Below are 18,077 nucleotides of genomic sequence, written 5' to 3'. Positions count from 1 at the left end.
AATGAGGAAGACGAGGCGCGCACTCGCTGCAACTATCGTTCTCGCCCTCATTGTCGTAGGTGCTTTCCTCATCTGGCGCGAGCACCGAATGGCGGTGTCCTACCAGGAGGCTCTCCGCCTCGAACAATCCGGTGAAGACGAGCGCGCCTACGAGGCCTTCGCAGCGCTCGGAGGATACGCGGAGGCGGAAGAACACTTGCGCGCGATGCTCAACGCCAACCCGGCCCTTCCCTACCGTGTTGCCACCAAAGGGAGCCTTGTCGACTTCGGCTCCTATGAACAAGACGGTAAGGACAGCAACGGCCCGGAGCCGATCCGCTGGATCGTCCTCGACAAGCTCGACGGACGCCTCCTTCTTCTCAGCCTCGACAGCCTTGAGGCTCGCCCCTACCACCCCGTCCCCTTCGAGCCGATCACTTGGCAAGACTCCGATCTGCGTCAATGGATGAACATGGAGTTCCTCAACACGGCCTTCACCGACCTGGAACGATCCCTCATCCCCGCGGTCGAAGTGCCAAACGCCGCGCAAACAAAAACCGGCACCACGGGTGGGCCCGCAACGAAAGACCGAGTCTTCGCATTGAGCGAAACCGAGGCCGCGATCTACATCGCCGACCCCCTTGAGCATGAACTCGTCGGCAAAGCCCTCCTGAGCGCGAAGGCTGCGGATGATGCGTTACCTCTCGACGAGGACGGGCACGCCGACTGGTGGCTGCGCTCACCCGGCACCTATGACTTCACCGCGCAATTCATCGACCGGAAAGGCGCAGCTCATGTGTCCGGGGCGAATGTCGACGTGATCTACGGGGTACGACCTGCGCTCTGGCTCGACACGAATCCGGCGGGAGAAGAGCAATGAACAGAGGTCCCCTGTCCCTTCGCGCCATTCCCTTCAAAAGTCTTCGCGCCCACCCGCTGCGTTCAACGATCCTCCTCGTCCTCGTCCTCGCTCAGGCTCTGAGCGCAATGATGGGGCTCCTTCTCGTCCAATCGGTGAAAGGTGAACTTGAGCTCGCGCGCGACCGGCTCGGGGCAGATATCCTCGTCTACCCTTCGGCAGGATTTCGCAGCCTCGACAAGAGCTGTGTGCAGATGCTCGGCACCCCGGTCCTCTACCACAAGGAACGTGCAAGCCTCGCGCGCCTCAAAGACAATGAAGAGATCGAGCGCATCGCCTACCAGCTCTACTTATCGGACGCGAGTGGCGAGGGTGAGGCCCGCTGGATCGTTGGCTTCGACCCAGCTTCGGACTTCGTTGTCGCCCCCTGGCTGGACAAGGGCCCCCGTCATCTGATCCCAAGTGACGCGGTCGCAGTCGGCGCTGATGTCCCGGTCACGCAGGCTGGGACAACCTTCGTTTTCAATAAAGAATGGCGGGTCGACTCCAGACTTGAGCGCAGCGGATCCGAGTACGACAACGCCGTATTCGTGCCTTTCACGTCCCTCCAACAGGTGATTGATGACGCCTCGGCCATGGGGATCAACACCTATTCCTCCATGGATCCCAAGCGGGACTACTCGGTGGCCCTGCTGAGAATCTCGGATGGGAAACGAGTGGAATCCGTGACGAATTGGATCAACCTGTACGTTCGAAGGGTCGAGGCCCTCCACTCCGATGTCGGCCTCGTCTCCACATCCTCTTCCCTTACGAAACAATCCGGGGCGATCGGAGTCGTCACCGCAGTGACCTGGCTCCTCCTTCTCGGCGCACTCGGCGTTGCTCAATCCCTCATGATGAATGAGCGGCGCCGAGAGATGAGTGTCTGGAGAATCATCGGCGCCTCGAATCGCGTCATTGCACGCCTCTTCATGCGAGAGACCCTCCTCATTCACCTGATCGGTGCTCTCGGAGGGGTTGCGCTCGCCGCCTGTTTCGTCGTCTTCGGATCCCTTAGCTTCCTGCATCGAGAATTCCTTGACGCTTCGAGCATCCTCGCCTCGGCGGGACTCGCAGGTGCGATCACCGTATTCACCGGGTGGGCGAGCGCGCGCTGGTCGCAGTCGAAGGTGATGCGCGCCGACAATGATTCGATGTTGTTGATGCGTTAGTGAAAGCTGTTGATGCGCTCATGAAAGAGGGGATTCTTTGCTGTCCTTGATGAAGCTGCCCGGACGCAATCTGCGAGCTTATGGGGCTCGCAGTGCGTTCCTCTTCGCCTTCGCCGTACTCATGGCGGTCGCAACTTTCGGGGGAAGTGTCCTCATTCATGGCATCCACCGGGGTCTCGATACTGTGGAAGCACGCCTGGGGGCGGATATTGTCGTCACCCCAAGTGACGCGGCGAACGAGTTCAATCCTCAGAGCTTCCTCATTGAGGCCGAGCCGGGCTACTTCTACATGGACAAGAGCACGGTTCAAAAGGTCGGGGCGATTGATGGGGTGAAGGCAGTTTCCGGGCAGATCTTCCTCGCATCGGCGAGGTCGAGCTGCTGTTCGGGCCGCTACCAGGTCGTCGCTTTCGACCCTTCAACGGATTTCGTCGTCCAACCCTGGATTGCCGACTCCGTTGGGGGAGCGGACATCGGCCTGATGGATGTCGTTGTTGGCGCCAATGTCGCCGTCCCCCCTGAGGGGAGTTTTAGGATCTACGGTGAGAACCTGCGGGTCGTCGGCCAATTCGATCCGACCGGTTCGACTCTGGACAATGCTGTTTATGCGAACTTTGACACGGCGAAGGTCCTTCTCCAGGCTTCCGTGGATAAGGAACTCAACAAGTATCCAGATCTGGACCCCGATGCGGTGGTCTCTTCCGTGATGGTCGCCGTTGAGCCTGGCGCCGATATTGAAGCGGTCGCAGAGCAGATCCGCGCACAGGTCGAGGGGGTGAACGTCGCAACGGCGAAGAACATGGTGAAGGGGATCGCCACCGCCCTTGATCGGGTTTCTAGCACCATCAGTATCTTCATTGGCCTCGTGTGGCTGCTCGGAGCGGGCATGACCGTCCTCGTTTTCACGATGATGCTTCATGAGCGGGCCCAAGAGTTCGCGCTCCTCAAAGCCCTGGGGGCGAGTCGATCCCAGTTGGGGCGCCTCGTCGTACATGAGGCGCTCCTGATTGACCTTGTCGGCGGGCTAGCGGGGATTGTTCTTGCCGGCGGGGTGCTCGCAGCTTTTCGCACCCTGGTCACTCAACTCATCGGCATTGGCTTCATCCTGCCCTCGCCTCCCCAGATGGGTCTGCTGGCCGTGGAATCGCTCGCGGCGGTCCTCCTTGCGGCGGTGTTGGCTTCGTGGGTGTCGATGATGCGTGTGAACAGGATGGACGCGGCCCTTGTACTCAAGGAAGGGGAATGAGATGACGATCAGTGCCCAAGGATTGACGAAGGAATTCACTCGCCGTGCGGCGGGCGCGGTCTTCACTGCGGTTGAGCCGGTGGACCTGCAGGTCGAATGCGGTGAGCTGGTGCTCCTCAAGGGGCGTTCGGGAAGCGGTAAGAGCACCTTGGTGTCAATGCTTGCCGGAGTTCTCGCGCCTACGGCGGGCCGGGTCCTCCTCGATGGCGAGGACCTGTATTCCCTGTCCGAGGTGGAGCTGTCGAGTCTGCGCAATGAGAAGATCGGCCTGGTTCCTCAAGGACATGCGGCCCTTCGCTCCTTGAGCGTCGTGGAGAACGTCATTTTGCCTGCTGTCCTTTCCACGAAAGGGGCGGTGGGACCTGAGCGGGGCTTGGAGCTCCTTGAAGCGGTGGGCATGTCGGCGCTTGCGGATGCGTCCCCGAGCGAGTTATCGGGCGGGGAATTGCGGCGCATGGGGGTGGCGCGGGCACTGATGATGGACCCGAAAGTGGTCCTTGCCGATGAGCCGACTGCGGGCCTTGATGAAGAGAACGCTGTGATGGTGCTTGAGATGCTGCGCCGTGCGGCGGACGAAGGTAGGGCGGTCGTGGTTGCGACCCACGAGGAGGAGGCGACGCGCTTTGCCGATCGGGTGCTTCATATGGTCAAGGGATGTTTGCGCGAGGACGGGGGGCGGCAGGAGAAGGACTGAACTCGGGCAGAGGGAGGCGCATCGAGGGCGCGTGTTGGCCTCTAGATCAGGGGGACCTTGTCTGCCCGGGCAAGGGCCGGGAGGGCTGACCAGGGGAAGGGTGCATTGAGAGCGCGTGCTGGAGCCCGTGTAAGGGGGCGTCGGCGAGGAAAGGGGCGTGTCTGTCAGTGTCTGGACTGGGCAAAGTGTGGTGCACCCTGAGTCAGGGCCGGTGGCTGCCTGAGCTCTCACACCGTGCTGACTTGAGTTGGGGTGTCAATCTGAGTGAACCCCTGAGAATGCTCCAGCCAAGGCGCGGTGTTCAAGGCTCGGAAGAAACCTTGCTCGAGCATTCACATCCTCTTTCACCAGCCTTAATGAGGCAAGCCTTAAATAGGTAATTGGCACCTTATGCAATTCTGGTTAGACTAAGCGTTGCTCGGCGCATCCCATGCGTCGTACACGCAAAGAGCCGCCCCATGCGGCTCAAGACACGAAGGGGAACAACGGGTGGCAGCGAAGACAGCCTCGAAGGAGCACTCACAGCGGAACACCACCTGGCGAATCACCACCTGGATACAAGCCTGTGTCGTCCTCGCACTCCTTGCCCTCATCCTCCTGCCTGCTCCCGCCCGCGCCGCTGACGCCGACTCCTGGGAGCAAGTTGCCGAAGAAATGAGCCAAATCCTCGATGATGCTCAGACCGCCTACCTCGCCGGTGATATTGAGGCCGGTAAGGATCTGGTGAACACGGCCTACTACCGGCGCTATGAGACTCTCGGCTTTGAAAAGCAGGTCATGGCCCGTATCTCCGGTGAGAGGGTCTCTACGGTGGAGATGGAGTTCTCCCTGGTGAAGAGGGCCATGAACGAACATGACGATGCGGGAGTCGCCCAACACACGAGCGCATTGAAGAACTACCTGCGCGAAGACGCCGCCACCCTCGACGGCAAAGGCTCCTCGGATGGCGCATCCGATGACTACAGTCCCGGCCCTTGGGGACAGGTCGCCAAGGAAATGGCTCAGATCCTCGATGATGCGCAGGCCGCCTACCTTGCCGGTGATATCGAGGCCGGTAAGGATCTGGTGAACACCGCCTACTACCGGCGCTATGAGACCCTCGGCTTTGAAAAGCAGGTCATGGCCCGTATCTCCGGTGAAAGGGTCTCCACGGTGGAGATGGAGTTCTCCCTCGTGAAGAGGACCATGAACGAACATGACGATGCGGGAGTCGCCCAACACACGAGCGCATTGAAGAACTACCTGCGCGAAGACGCCAACAGTCTCGACGGATACACCAGTGCGAGCTCAGCGACCAGCCCCTGGCTCTCCGGCTTCCTTCCCTCCCTACTCGTCATCTTGCGTGAAGGCATGGAAGCGATCCTCGTCGTTGCCGCTATCCTCGCCTACCTCACCAAAGCCGGACACAAGGACAAGGCGAAGGTCGTGTGGATCGGCGTCGTCCTCGCCCTCGTCGCCTCCGTGCTCCTTGCCTTCCTCTTCTCCGCTTTCGCGAACCTCGCAGGCGCGAACCAGGAACTCCTCGAAGGCCTCGCAGCACTCTTCGCGGTCGCCATGCTCATCTGGGTGTCGAACTGGATGGTTTCCAAATCCAGCAATGAAGCTTGGGACCGCTACATCAAGGACCAGACGGATGCTTCTTTGACGAGGGGATCACTCCTGGGCCTGACCTTCATCGCCTTCCTCGCGGTCTTGCGTGAAGGAGCAGAGACGATCCTCTTCTACGTGCCGATCATCTCGAATGCCCAAGACTCCCTCACGCACGTGTGGATCGGACTGGGCGTGGGAGTCCTCATCCTCCTCGTCGTCTACCTGCTCATCCAATTCGCAGCCCTGCGCATCCCTTTGCGCCCCTTCTTCACCGTGACCTCAATCCTCTTGGCCCTCATGGCCGTGACCTTCACGGGATCTGGGATCAAAGAACTCCAGGAAGCCGACGTCTTGCCGCTGACGTACCTTCAAGGCTTCCCGACCATTGACCTCTTGGGGATCTACCCCCGAGTGGAGAACCTCTCCGGCCAGGCACTGGTTCTCGTTGTAATCGTCGGTCTCTATCTGTGGGGCAGGAAGCGCCGCAGCGGCGCCCTCGCCGCAAAATGACGAACCGACATCCCATCCGACATCGACATGGAGATAGATTCATGAAGCGCTCACTCACCCGTATCGGCGCGGCTGTTGCAGCCCTCGCCCTGATGACTGGCCTTGCCGCCTGCTCCTCCTCCGACTCCTCGAAGCCCGCCCCCTCTGTCACGGAGTCCACTTCCGAAGAAGGCACCGCCCCCGGTGAAGACGCAGGCTTCGACGAGTTCCCCCTCGGCGATGACGTGTTCTCCGGCCCCCTGAAGATCTCGGGCGTCTACTTCCAGCCCGTCGACATGGAGCCGCAGATTCAGACTCCCGCCAAAGATGCGTCAATGCACATCGAAGCCGATATCTCCGCGCTCGAGGGCAACGACCTCGGCTACGGCGTCGGCGACTTCATCCCCGGCCTGACCGTCGAGTACAAGATCCTCGGCGCCGACGGCAAGGCCGTCCTTGAAGGCACCTTCATGCCGATGAACGCCTCCGACGGCCCGCACTACGGTCTCAACCTCCCCAAGCTCGACGCGGGCACCTACACGGTGCAGTTCATCGTGCACTCGCCCGAGGAGAACGGCTGGCTCCTCCACACCGACGAGACCACCGGTGTGAAGGGACGCTTCTGGACCGAGCCGATCACGGCGGAGTTCAAGGACTGGAAGTGGGATCCCAGCGCCGTCGAATGGTGATCAACCGGATCAGTGGGCCGGAGGTCTCTCCGGCCCACTGGCTTGCCCGGAAAAGACCAACGGATTCGACTCGAGCGCTTGAGGCCGCCCACTCAGTACTCTCGCACTCACGCGTTCAACGCACACTGACGCCTCCGACGCTCAATGCACTGCGGGAAATATGATCTCTGAGAAAAGGCGCTTCAACCACGACACACGCCACAGCTCACGTGCGCGTTCAACACACGACCATGAAGGGGAAACTGAACGGTGATCGTGCAAATGGGGACTGTCACCCTCATCTTGCTGCTCACGGCACTCGCCATAGGAGCAGTCCTCCCCTTCATACCGAGCCGAGGACGAGGACGCAGCGGGCGCAATGCCAGCACACGGGTGATTCTCATCGGCCTGGGAACGGGCATCATCAGCTCATTCATCCTCACCCTCGTCAACACCCTCTTCCCTAAAGCCGTCAACCGGCAAAGCATCGCCCTGTGGACCCTGCCCCTCGCGATCGGCCTCGCCATCGGAGTCATGGTCCTCCGCGGCCTCATGAGCCGAAAAGAACACCCCTCCGCCAGCCTCGAATCCGCACTCCGCCTCATCATCGGTGCATACCTCGCCCTCGCGGTCTTCCGCAGCGCACCGCAGGCAATGGCTCAGGCCGTCATGATTTTCCCCGCGGGCAGTGAACTCTTCTCAACCCAGATGGTCCTCATCTTCGTCGGCTACGTCCTCGGATGGGTGGTCGCGGCTCTGCTCGGTGCCCTCGCCTTCAAACTTCTCAGCCTTTCGCGACGCCGCTGGGTGATGAACTGGATCCTCGTGGTGCTTGCGCTCACGCACCTCATGCTCATCGTGCGCATCCTCCAGGCCCAAAGGGTCATCTCCATGTCGAATGAGGCATTCGAAGTCTTATCGTGGCTCATCAACCACGAGGCGGTCTTCTCGATCGTAGCAATGAGCGCCCTCCTCGTCCTCGCTTTCCTCGTGTGGAACGAGGGGCGCCTCATGCCCCTCGAAGGAGCCAACCCCGCTCAAGAGCGCCTCAAGAAGGCCCGGGCGCGCCTGTGGAAGCTCATCGCGGGCGCAGCGGCCGGTGGATACCTGGCCGGAGCCCTGCTCATCACCCTCGGAGTACTTATCGGCTCTGCGGAGGTTGAGCTCTCCGAACCCGAGTCCTACTCCGTCCACAACGAGAGCGCGGTCATCAACGTCGCCGACATTTCCGACGGGCACCTCCACCGCTTCGCCTACACCACCTCCTCCGGGGTGGAAGTCCGTTTCATCGTGATCCAAAAGGCGGGCTCCTCCTTCGGCGTTGGCCTCGACGCCTGCGAGATCTGCGGGGCGAGCGGCTACTACGAGAAGGACGGGAAGATTATCTGCAAACTCTGCGAGGTCGCCATGAACATCGCCACCATCGGCTTCAAAGGCGGATGCAACCCCATTCCCATCGAATACGAGGTATCCAACGGGACGCTGAGCGTGCCACTGTCAGTGTTGGAAGCGAACGCGGACATCTTCGCATGAACAGAGAAAACCACACTGTGAGCGCAGGAACGAAGGGCGAGACGACGTGTTCATAAGAATGCTCAAAGGGGCGCTGTTGCGCCGGGGCAATCGGCATCTGCTTATCGCCGTGACCATCGCCCTTGGAACCGCAGTCGCCACATCCATGCTCTCCGTCATGTTCGACGTCGGCGATAAAGTCAACCAAGAACTCAAGTCTTATGGCGCGAATATCGTCGTCCGCCCTCGAGGTGCCGCGGTCCTTAACGACCTCTACGGGGCTGAGAGCCCCGAACAAGCACACCTGCGCGAAGACGAACTCGGCAATATCAAAACGATCTTCTGGACCTATAACATCCTCGACTTCGCGCCCCTGCTGCCCGTGGAAGTCACAGACTCGACAGGAACGCAACTCACGCTCACAGGCACATGGTTCGCCCACCACCTCGACCTCGCGACGGGGGAGAGCCTGGACACAGGGCTCGACAAACTGCGCGGATGGTGGACGATCGAGGGCGAGTGGGCGACAGACGCTGAGCCCACAGGAGTCATGCTCGGAGCCGACTACGCGGCCCGCAACTCCCTCAAGCCCGGCGACACCCTCACCCTGAGTCGAGGTGGAAGCAGCGTCGAGCTCAGGGTGAAGGGGATCTACGAATCGGGCGACGAGGCCGACTCGGGTATCTACGCTCCCCTGGAAACCGCCCAGACTCTCCTCGGACAATCAGGAGTCGTCGGCTCAGTTGAGGTCTCGGCCTTGACCACTCCCGATAATGACCTCGCGCGTAAAGCCGCGAAGAACCCACAATCCCTGTCCGTTTCGGAGCGTGAAACCTGGTACTGCACGGCCTACGTCTCCTCCATCGCCTACCAGATCGAAGAAGTCATGACCGATTCGGTTGCCAGGCCAGTCCGGCAAGTCGCCGAATCTGAAGGAACGATCCTCGCGAAGACGCAGCTCCTCATGGTTCTCGTCACGATCCTCTCCCTCATCGCCTCCGCCCTCGCCATCGCGAACCTCGTCACCGCGAACGTCATGGAACGATCAGCGGAGATCGGTTTGATGAAAGCCGTCGGCGCGAAGAACCGCTCGATCATCGCCCTCTTCCTCACCGAGATCACGATCGTCGGCCTGCTCGGCGGCGGACTCGGATACGCTGCAGGGCTTGGCCTGGCCCAGATCATCGGCCACATGGTCTTCGCCTCCCCGATCGCCTTCGCGCCGGTCGCCCTCGCCCTAGTCATCCTGCTGGTCCTCCTCGTCGTCCTCGGAGCCTCGATCCCGGCGATCCGCTACCTGCTGCGGCTCAACGCTGCTGAAGTCCTCCACGGAAGGTGAACATGAGTCGTCGCACAATGTTTTGGAGGATGGTCGCCTCCTCGATCCTGCGCAGGCGCTCCCGCGTCCTCATCGCCGTCCTCGCCGTCGCTATTGGCGCGACCACCCTGTCGGGCCTGGCAACAATCGCAATCGACGTTCCCGCGCAGATGGCAAGGGAAGTGCGCTCCTACGGGGCGAATCTCGTCGTTTCTCCCGCTGAGGACGCTACATCCTTGAGCGAGGAATCCCTCGAAAGCATCTCGGAATTGATCACCCCGGGGACCCTCGTCGGCTCAGCGGTCTTCGAATACCGGACCCTGCTCGTCAACGATCAACCTTTCGTTTCCGCAGGGACAGACCTGCAAGCGGTTCGTGCGATGAATCCCTCCTGGTACGTCGAGGGAGGATGGCCCGCCCAGCCCAATGAAGTCCTCATCGGAGAAGAAATCGCCGACACGATCGGAGCACACCCGGGAGACCGGATCCAGGTGGCTGCGCTGCGCGATAATACGGGCGCACACTCGACGGAGGGCGAATCCCAAGGGGCACAGTCAACACCGGCTCTGAGCGAAACACAGCAGGCGGGGGGAGCGACATCCTCCACCGGAGCTTCTTCCACGGCAAACCTGGAACTCACCGTCGCCGGGATCTTGAAAACCGGAGGCAACGAAGACTCCTACATGTACATGGCGGCGCCCGACATGTCCGCCTTCACAGGTGCCAGCTTCACGCCCTCAATTGCCGAATACTCCATCGCCATCGAAGCGGGAGCCCTCCACGCCCTCGCCGACACCATTGAAACGCGCGTCCCTGCAGTCAACGCCCAGGCCGTCAAACGCCTCACCACATCAGACTCCGGCGTTCTCGGCATGCTGCGCTCCCTGCTCGCCATCATCACCGGCATCGTCCTCGCCCTCACCATGATCGGCGTATCGACGACAATGGTCGCCATCGTCGCCGAGAGGCGCACCGAGATCGGGCTTCGTAAAGCACTCGGCGCCTCCTCGCGCTCCATCACCATGGAGTTCATCGGTGAAAGCCTGCTCCTCGGGCTCATCGGAGGAGTCCTCGGAGTCGCCCTCGGATATGGTCTCGCTGTGGCCATCAGCCTCAACGTCTTCCACAGGAGCTTCTCCTTGTCCCCACTCATCGCCCTCATCACGGTCCTCGCGTCCCTCGCGATCGCCGTCCTCGCCTGTCTGCCCCCGGTGCGTCGCGCCGCCGCCGTCGACCCCGCCCTCGTCCTGCGCGGAGAATGAAGGAACCAGCATGACTGAAGAGAAGACCGCCCCGCCCCTGCTCGACCTCGAAGGGGTCTCCAAGATCTACGGTGAACTGCACGCCCTCGACAACGTGTCCTTGCAGGTCCCGAGTGGGCAATGGGTCTCAATCGTCGGCCCCTCAGGTTCAGGCAAGACGACCCTCATGAACATTGTCGGCTGCATGGACACCCCCTCAAAGGGAAAGGTCCTCCTCGACGGGCACGACATCTCCGACCTCACCGGCGATGAGCTCACCGAGATCCGCCGCTCCACGATCGGCCTGGTTTTCCAGCAGTTCCACCTCATCGGGCACCTCACGGCCCTGGAGAACATCATGGTCGCCCAGTACTACCACTCGATGCCCGATGAGAAAGAGGCCATGGAGGCCCTTGACCGTGTTGGACTCGCCGACCGTGCGACCCACCTGCCCCGACAGCTCTCCGGCGGAGAACAACAGAGAGTGTGCGTGGCTCGCGCCCTCATCAACTACCCGAAGCTCATCCTCGCCGACGAGCCGACCGGTAACCTCGATGAAACGAATGAGGGGATCGTCCTTGACCTCTTCGGACAGCTCCACAAGGAAGGCACGACCCTTATGGTCGTCACCCACGACGCCCTCGTCGCCAGCCAGGGCCAGCGAGAGATCGCCCTCGACCACGGGCGGGTCCTCAAAGAAACCTGGCACGATCACGACCTCGAAAAGGGAAGCCGCCCGATTGGCGCCGGGAAGGACAAGGTGAGCCTCGCATGAAAAGACAGATTGGAGCCGCAGCCCTTGGTCTTGGTGCGATGCTGCTCGCCGCATGCCAGCCCACCTATGACATCGACATGAGCCTGCCGATGAAGGACGGGGTGTGGAAAGGCCAGTCGAACCCGGATGACCAGGGGGCGATTGGCGTTATCACGATCGTCGTTGAAAACGGTGACATCACGAACACGATCTACGAGACGAAACAGGCCGACGGTTCGGACAAGGGAAGAGACTACGGGAAGGACTCCTCCGGTCAAGTCTTCAACGAGGAGTATTACGCACGCGCCCAAAGGGCCGTTGACTCCTTTGCCCGCTACTCTCAAGAACTCACCGATAAGGACGACCCCACCAAGGTTGATGTTATCTCCGGTGCGACAGTCGCCCACAGTCAATTCATGCAGGCCGCGATTCGCGCGATTAGTGCCGCCCAAGGAGTGGAAGCTTCGGGAGTCGATGGCATTGAGATTCCCGGCTTGGAGGACTCCACGAAAGTCGGAGGTTCTGAGCTCGACAAGGATTTGGGCGGGACCGGACAGTAGTGGGTGGGCCCATCGTTGAAGTCGGTGTGCCCGAGCCGGGGAGGACGGCGCCCTGGCGTCTTTCCCTGCCCGCAATGGGCACGCGCGTCGACATCATCGGACACGGGGGAGACCTGAGGGAGATCACCTCTCAGTGCTGCGCCCTGCTCGCCGAACTTGAGTCCCTCTGGTCGGTTTTCCGTCCCGACTCCGATGTTTCACGGATCAACGAGGGTGACTCCTGGTGCGAGGTCGATGAAAGAAGCGATGCTCTCCTTCAAGACGCGCTCGCCCTGTCAGAGGCGTGCGGTGGCGCTTTCAACCCCCTGATCGGCCAGTTGGGTGAACTCTGGGATGTCAAGGGCTGGAGGCGCGCCCTTGTCGAAGGAAGGCCTTTGCCTTCGCCACCTTCCGAGGAGGTGCTCGCGAGCGTGCGCGCCTGGGCGGCAGAACCCGGAATCGAAAGGGATGACGCCGGACGCTGGAGGCTGAGACGAGGGCGGGCGAAGAGCCTACCTGCCTTTCGACGAGGCCCGATTGACCTTGGGGGGATCGCGAAGGGAGCTGGCGCGGACGAGCTGCGCGATGCTGCGGTGCGTTTGGGGGCCGAGGGGGTCCTCGTGTCGATGGGCACTTCCTCAATTGCGGTGCACGGGCATCGAGCGGATGGTGGCGAGTGGCGGGTGGGCCTGCGAGACCCCGATGGGGCAGAGAACGAGTGGATCGGAAGAGTGATGCTCAAGGGCGGGGCTCTGTCCACTTCAGGGGCCTGCGGGCCGCGTCTTCTGGCGCCTCGGGCGGGCCAAGCGAGCGAGGCGGGCCAGGGAGCCGAGGTGCGCCAGGGGCGTGAGACGGGCCAGGGAGCCGAGGCGCGCAGAGAGGATCACGTGAGCGAGGAGCGCAGCGGGGCGCTGCTTCGTGACCCGCGCATCTGGGGCCACCATATTCTCGATCCGAGGACGGGCTCCCCCGCAGCCCCTCGCCTTCGCCAGGCGACGGTGATGTGTGAATCGGGGGTGATGGCAGAAGCCCTGTCAACGGCTCTGATCGTCGGCGGCGTGGAGTGCATTGATGAGGAGAAACTGCGCGAGTGGGCACATCGACGGGGAGTGAGCAGCGAATGGGAGTGGGTTGTCGTGGGGGAGGAGACGATCTCGTCCCCCGCAGCGGGGTGGATCCCCAAAGAAGAATCCGCAGGAGTTTCTTCGCTTGAAAGATAACGATTAGGACAACACTCTCGAAAAACTCTAGAACTGGGACCAAGGTCCCTTTATTGTGAGGTGTCGCATCGACACTTCACAGCTGTTCACAGGAGTACAGAGACTATATGAGTGTTCCTATCACACATGAATCGACCTCGGTTGCCCGCGCTGAAAAAGAAGAGGCACCCGACAAGAGCGCATGGATGCGCTCATTCATCGGTATCTTCCTCGGCCTCGCCCTCGCGATCCTTGCCTTCTACATCTTCCCCAAGAGCGGAGTCGAGCAAGTCAACGCCGTCGCCCAAGCCGCCGCAGAGAAAGCCGGAAAGGACTTCACCCCCTACACCGACCTCGGCCTGCGAGTCGTCGTCTTCGCCGCAGTCCTCCTCGGGATCTGGTGGATGACCGAAGCGATCCCCCTGGCCGCCACCGCCCTCCTGCCGCTCGTCATCTTCCCGGCCTTCCAGGTCGCGAAATTCAAAGATGTCGCAGCCCCCTACGCTTCCGACACGATCTTCCTGTTCATGGGTGGCTTCATGCTCGCCCTGGCAATGCAGAAATGGAATCTGCATCGCAGGATCGCCCTCGGCGTGGTCCTCCTCGTCGGCACGAAGCCGCGCCAACTCATCCTCGGATTCATGATCGCCACCGGCTTCTTGTCGATGTGGGTCTCGAACACCGCGACCGCAGTCGTCATGCTCCCGATCGGCATGTCCGTCCTCACCCTCGTTGCGGGCCTCGTCGGAGGCATGGACAAGGTGAAGCGCTTCGCCACCGCCCTCATGCTCGGTATCGCCTACTCGGCATCCATCGGTTCGGTCGCAACGATCATCGGCACCCCGCCCAATGCGCTCCTCGTCGCCTACCTCGCTGAAAACCACGACATCAACATTGGTTTCGGCCAGTGGATGCTCGTCGGCGCGCCCCTCGCCCTCGTCTTCCTCTTCTTCGCCTGGTGGCTCATGGTCTTCGTCATGTTCAAGCCCGAAGTCGACGACATTCCCGGCGGACGCGAATTGATCCTCCAGCAGTGGAAAGAACTCGGAAGAATGAGCCGAGGAGAAATCATGGTCGCGGTCATCTTCGTCCTCGCCGCCTTCTCCTGGGTCTTCGTGCCGATCCTCCTCGATGTCACCGGCTCGGCACTCAATATCTCCGACTCTCTGATCGCAATGATCGCCGCCGCCCTCCTCTTCCTCATCCCCACGGATGTCAAGAGCGGCAAGCGACTCCTCGACTGGAAGACGGCGAATGATCTGCCCTGGGATGTGCTTCTCCTCTTCGGCGGCGGCCTCTCCCTTTCCGCGATGTTCTCCAAGCTCGGCCTGTCCTTGTGGATCGGCGAGCAAGCGAAGGGACTGGGAACCTTGCCGATCCTCGTCATCGTTGCTGCAGTCGCGACGCTCATCATCTTCTTGACGGAACTCACCTCCAATACGGCAACCGCTGCGGCCTTCCTGCCGATCATGGGTGGCGTTGCAATGGGAATTGGCGTGACCGCCGAGAATCCGATGAACGTCCTCCTGCTCGTCGTGCCCGTGGCGCTGGCGGCGACATTCGCCTTCATGCTCCCCGTCGCGACCCCGCCCAACGCGGTCGCCTACGGTTCGGGCTACATCAAGATCGGAGACATGGCGAAGACGGGCCTGTGGCTCAACATTGCCGGCGTCGTTCTCATCACGGTCGTCGTCCTGCTCATCGGAGTCCCCGTCTTCGGCCTCACCCTCTAAAACGCGACACGCTCGGCCGAGCTTCTCGCCGAAGGCTCTCTTAGCGAAGGCCCATTCGGCTCTTGGTGCAGGGCCATTCGGAGCAGGCTCATTCGGCGCAGCCGAGCGTTTCAACGACAGCCCCGTCCTCGTCTTTTCCCTATCGACGAGGTCGGGGCTGTTCCCTCTCGACGCTGAGCTAGCATGAAGTCAACACGATCGGTTCCGCTCCCCATCTTCGGTGGGAGTCCAGGGCCCTTTGTACTCGAAAAGGCGCCCGCGGGAGTGACGCGAGCGAAACAGTTCAAGACCTACGCAGAGCAGGTCGACGTGCTTCGTGCGCGCGAAATGCACATTGATGACCAGTCCCAAGTTGAGTAGCTGCTGGCTCGACTTCACTACTACCGGAGTCGTGTTGCGCCTTTATCGTCTCTCGATTGTCCGACGGCGCACGACGAAAACTGTCACAGCGAGCATGACCAGAATGTCGATCAGCCCGGCAAGGATGAGAGTCGCAACAGTTTGCCCCTCGATCGCCCCAGAACTACTCACCGCAGATGAGCCGAGAAGAATCCCCCGCGTACACAAGGCGTGCGGGAGTGCGAAGGAAAGTCCTTGGGTGATCCTTCCCGGCAAGAGGGTGAAAAGAAAACCGAGGATCGACGCTCCCATGGCGAGCGCAGCTGGACCCGCGAAGGACTTCATCAGCATCGAGAGCAGCGATTGGAAAAGTACGAGCGGTATGGAAAGGACGATGATGAGAACGAACGAAGCGATGAAGAATGAGGGAACGCCCACTCCCAGGCCGACAGTGATCCCAAATATCCAGGTGTAGATGATGAAGCACATATGGAGGGCCGATGTCGGAATCATGATGACGAAGGCCTTGGTGAGAACCAGTTTCAGAGGTGAAATCCCACAGGTCAATGCCACATTCCATGAGGAAGAGCGGTGCTCTGGACGCCATACGGCGGAGGCAATGAGACCAATTCCCACCGCGTAAAAGAGCATGCCGTAGAAGAGGGTCGTCTGACCGATCAAGGACGCCCACCCCTTGGTGAGCACGTCCCTATTCATCCAATAATTGACGCCCCCGGAAATGACGGCGAGCAATGACAAGAGTGGGACGAATACCCACACCATTGAGCGACGGAGTTTGAGAAGCTCTGCGCGGACCATGACATTTACCCCTTGATCGTATCCGCACGGCGCGTGAGCACCGCGAAAATGACTGCGACGAGGACGAGGAGCCCCATGAGCCAAGCAGTGCCCGGCTCGCAGTATTCGACTCGCACGTCTCCTGCCTCACCAACCAGACATGTCGGATTGATGACGGCGAAGTATCCCCACGGCAGCCAGCGAGCGAGCTTCATAGGGGCGAGAAATAGATAGATTCCTGCGAAAGCCCCCAATAAGCCGGTTCCCATGCTGATGAGTTGGTTCTCGAAACGAGCAGAAAGAAGAACATGACCGGCTGTGAGGACTAAGTCCACAGCCCAGAGCATGAGGAAATAGCCAATCCAGGGAAGCGCATCGAAGGGGACAGTGATCCCCGAATGCAGTCCGAGCACAAGGATCGCTCCGAGCTGGAGGGTGCAGGCGAATAAGAGGATCAGGGCGAGAACGATGAGTTTGACGCGCATGAGTCGTCCTGGCCTCGTTCCCGCTGTGGCATTGAGCATCCACCCTTCTCCGGTGTTCTCCATATCCACCTGCCGGGAGGAGATGACGGCGACAAGAATCGGATGAAGGAGGGCATTAGTCAATGCGACGCTGATAAGTTCGTGTGCCCACGGCAATTTTGAGGGGTCGGAGGCGATTGCCTGGGAGCTTGCGCTATACAAGGTGCCCCCTTCAAAAAGGACGATGACGATGACGAGAACGAGGAGAATCACCGGGGTATGCAAGCGTCGCATCTTTGACAATTCAATTCTCACGAGCGCAGCGAGGCTGAGGGGTTTCCATTCGTCCGCCTGCGCCCCTGGCATTCCGTTTTCTTCCATCCGTGATGAGGACAGGGGAATGGGGCTCATTGTTGACCGCCATTGAGAGCAGTGAGATCCATGAAAACGTCCTCGAGACGTTGGGGTGCCCGGCTGACTTCATAAATCGGAATATCAGCCCGGACGAGCTCCACGATGAGACGAGCAACATCCTCTTCGCGGCATCCGGGAACTATGAGGCTTCGTGGAGTTGCGCTCCCAGGGAAGCCGAGGGCGTGCGCCCGGGCAGCTTGGGGCGTCGAAATGATGACATCGGGAACGGATCGGGAGAAGAGCTTTTCCCGGCTTCCCTGGAAGACGAGTTTTCCTTCGGACAAGATCCCAATGACTGAAGCCATCTTGTCGACCTCGTCGAGGAGGTGACTGGACACCATGACGGTGACGCCCTCGTCTGCCAGGTGGATGAGGAGCTCGCGGATCTCTTCGATTCCGGCTGGGTCCAGGCCGTTTGTCGGCTCGTCGAGGACGAGGAGTTGGGGCTGGCGGGCGAGCGCTATTGCAATGCCGAGGCGTTGTTTCATGCCAAGGGAATACTGGCGTTGGAGTCGATCCTTGTATGCGCTGAGACCAACAAGGGTGAGGGCGTCATTGATTTGCTGATCGCTTAGGCGGAGCATCTTTTGGACGATCCGCATATTCTCCATTCCGGTGAGGTGGCCATAACCTGGAGGAGTTTCGATCATCGAGCCAATGCGGGGCATGAGCCGGGCTCGAGTCCTTTCATCGGCGCGCTGTCCGAAAAGGTGAACCTCACCGGAAGTGGGCAGGAGCAAACCGAGGATCATCTTCATTGTCGTCGATTTACCTGAACCGTTGGGGCCCAGGAATCCGTAGACGCATCCGGTGGGGATGCGAAGATCGAGGGAATCGACGACCGTGTGGTCATCAAAGCATTTGCTGAGATTGTGGGTGATGACGGCATCAGCGCAGGACGAAGTCGAGGTGCCCTTGTGTGGAATCACGGTGGAGTACGTCATGGCACGATGATGCCGTTGTGCTGGGCGCATCCACATCGTGCCGAGGAATGATTCTGCTTCATCACAGACTCATACCGAGGTATGAG

Annotated in this window: 16 protein-coding genes; 13 read left to right on the top strand and 3 right to left on the bottom strand. The window is 60.8% G+C overall.

Annotated features, from left to right (window positions below; all coding sequences use genetic code 11):
• Window position 1: 1 nt before the first annotated feature.
• The 13 genes from FFA61_RS07570 to FFA61_RS07510 all read left to right on the top strand — a co-directional run bounded on the left by FFA61_RS07570 (window position 2) and on the right by FFA61_RS07510 (window position 15,032).
• Window positions 2-859, top strand: a complete 858-nt coding sequence (locus FFA61_RS07570; protein WP_005963345.1) for a DUF6273 domain-containing protein — start codon at window positions 2-4, stop codon at window positions 857-859.
• Complete coding sequence (locus FFA61_RS07565; protein WP_005963346.1) at window positions 856-2,049, top strand: ABC transporter permease; 1,194 nt, start codon at window positions 856-858, stop codon at window positions 2,047-2,049. Before FFA61_RS07570 ends, FFA61_RS07565 begins: the two co-directional genes overlap by 4 nt.
• 49 nt (window positions 2,050-2,098) lie before the next feature.
• Window positions 2,099-3,295 (top strand): ABC transporter permease, encoded by a 1,197-nt coding sequence (locus tag FFA61_RS07560; protein WP_242600879.1) that lies wholly within the window; start codon window positions 2,099-2,101, stop codon window positions 3,293-3,295.
• Window position 3,296: 1 nt separating this feature from the next.
• A complete protein-coding gene (locus FFA61_RS07555; protein ID WP_005963350.1) occupies window positions 3,297-3,989 on the top strand; it encodes an ABC transporter ATP-binding protein in 693 nt (230 codons plus the stop codon).
• Between the two features lie 489 nt (window positions 3,990-4,478).
• Window positions 4,479-6,089 carry an FTR1 family iron permease gene (locus FFA61_RS07550; RefSeq protein WP_005963352.1) on the top strand — a complete coding sequence of 537 codons (1,611 nt, stop codon included), beginning with the start codon at window positions 4,479-4,481 and terminating at the stop codon, window positions 6,087-6,089.
• A 41-nt stretch (window positions 6,090-6,130) separates the two neighbouring features.
• Window positions 6,131-6,757: an iron transporter gene (locus FFA61_RS07545; RefSeq protein WP_005963354.1), complete on the top strand. Its 627-nt coding sequence runs from the start codon at window positions 6,131-6,133 to the stop codon at window positions 6,755-6,757.
• Window positions 6,758-7,018: 261 nt separating this feature from the next.
• A complete protein-coding gene (locus tag FFA61_RS07540) occupies window positions 7,019-8,269 on the top strand; it encodes a Fe-S-containing protein (protein WP_341271100.1) in 1,251 nt (416 codons plus the stop codon).
• A 58-nt stretch (window positions 8,270-8,327) separates the two neighbouring features.
• The gene (locus FFA61_RS07535) at window positions 8,328-9,587 is read left to right on the top strand and encodes an ABC transporter permease (protein ID WP_005963358.1); all 1,260 of its coding nucleotides are present in this window, start codon (window positions 8,328-8,330) and stop codon (window positions 9,585-9,587) included.
• A 2-nt stretch (window positions 9,588-9,589) separates the two neighbouring features.
• The gene (locus FFA61_RS07530; protein WP_040313621.1) at window positions 9,590-10,828 is read left to right on the top strand and encodes an ABC transporter permease; all 1,239 of its coding nucleotides are present in this window, start codon (window positions 9,590-9,592) and stop codon (window positions 10,826-10,828) included.
• 10 nt (window positions 10,829-10,838) lie between these two features.
• On the top strand, window positions 10,839-11,582 hold the full coding sequence (locus FFA61_RS07525; protein WP_005963362.1) for an ABC transporter ATP-binding protein: 744 nt from the start codon (window positions 10,839-10,841) through the stop codon (window positions 11,580-11,582).
• Window positions 11,579-12,121: an FMN-binding protein gene (locus FFA61_RS07520; RefSeq protein ID WP_005963364.1), complete on the top strand. Its 543-nt coding sequence runs from the start codon at window positions 11,579-11,581 to the stop codon at window positions 12,119-12,121. Before FFA61_RS07525 ends, FFA61_RS07520 begins: the two co-directional genes overlap by 4 nt.
• Window positions 12,121-13,320, top strand: a complete 1,200-nt coding sequence (locus FFA61_RS07515; protein ID WP_051057822.1) for an FAD:protein FMN transferase — start codon at window positions 12,121-12,123, stop codon at window positions 13,318-13,320. The genes FFA61_RS07520 and FFA61_RS07515 overlap by 1 nt, the downstream gene beginning before the upstream one ends.
• A 107-nt stretch (window positions 13,321-13,427) precedes the next feature.
• Window positions 13,428-15,032: an SLC13 family permease gene (locus FFA61_RS07510; RefSeq protein ID WP_005963368.1), complete on the top strand. Its 1,605-nt coding sequence runs from the start codon at window positions 13,428-13,430 to the stop codon at window positions 15,030-15,032.
• 402 nt (window positions 15,033-15,434) lie between these two features.
• On the opposite strand, the gene FFA61_RS07505 is transcribed toward FFA61_RS07510, so the two are convergent.
• The 3 genes from FFA61_RS07505 to FFA61_RS07495 are packed head-to-tail and all read right to left on the bottom strand — an operon-like array spanning window position 15,435 to window position 17,991.
• A complete protein-coding gene (locus FFA61_RS07505) occupies window positions 15,435-16,190 on the bottom strand; it encodes an ABC transporter permease (RefSeq protein WP_005963371.1) in 756 nt (251 codons plus the stop codon).
• Window positions 16,191-16,195: 5 nt separating this feature from the next.
• Complete coding sequence (locus tag FFA61_RS07500) at window positions 16,196-17,044, bottom strand: ABC transporter permease (RefSeq protein WP_083879465.1); 849 nt, start codon at window positions 17,042-17,044, stop codon at window positions 16,196-16,198.
• The gene (locus tag FFA61_RS07495; RefSeq protein WP_005963375.1) at window positions 17,041-17,991 is read right to left on the bottom strand and encodes an ABC transporter ATP-binding protein; all 951 of its coding nucleotides are present in this window, start codon (window positions 17,989-17,991) and stop codon (window positions 17,041-17,043) included. Before FFA61_RS07495 ends, FFA61_RS07500 begins: the two co-directional genes overlap by 4 nt.
• Between the last annotated feature and the right edge of the window lie 86 nt (window positions 17,992-18,077).

This window comes from Schaalia cardiffensis F0333 (assembly GCF_005886435.1).
GTDB classification, from domain to species: Bacteria; Actinomycetota; Actinomycetes; order Actinomycetales; family Actinomycetaceae; genus Pauljensenia; species Pauljensenia cardiffensis.
Note: the sequence above shows the minus strand (reverse complement) of the source record. Positions and strands in the feature narration are given on the sequence as shown.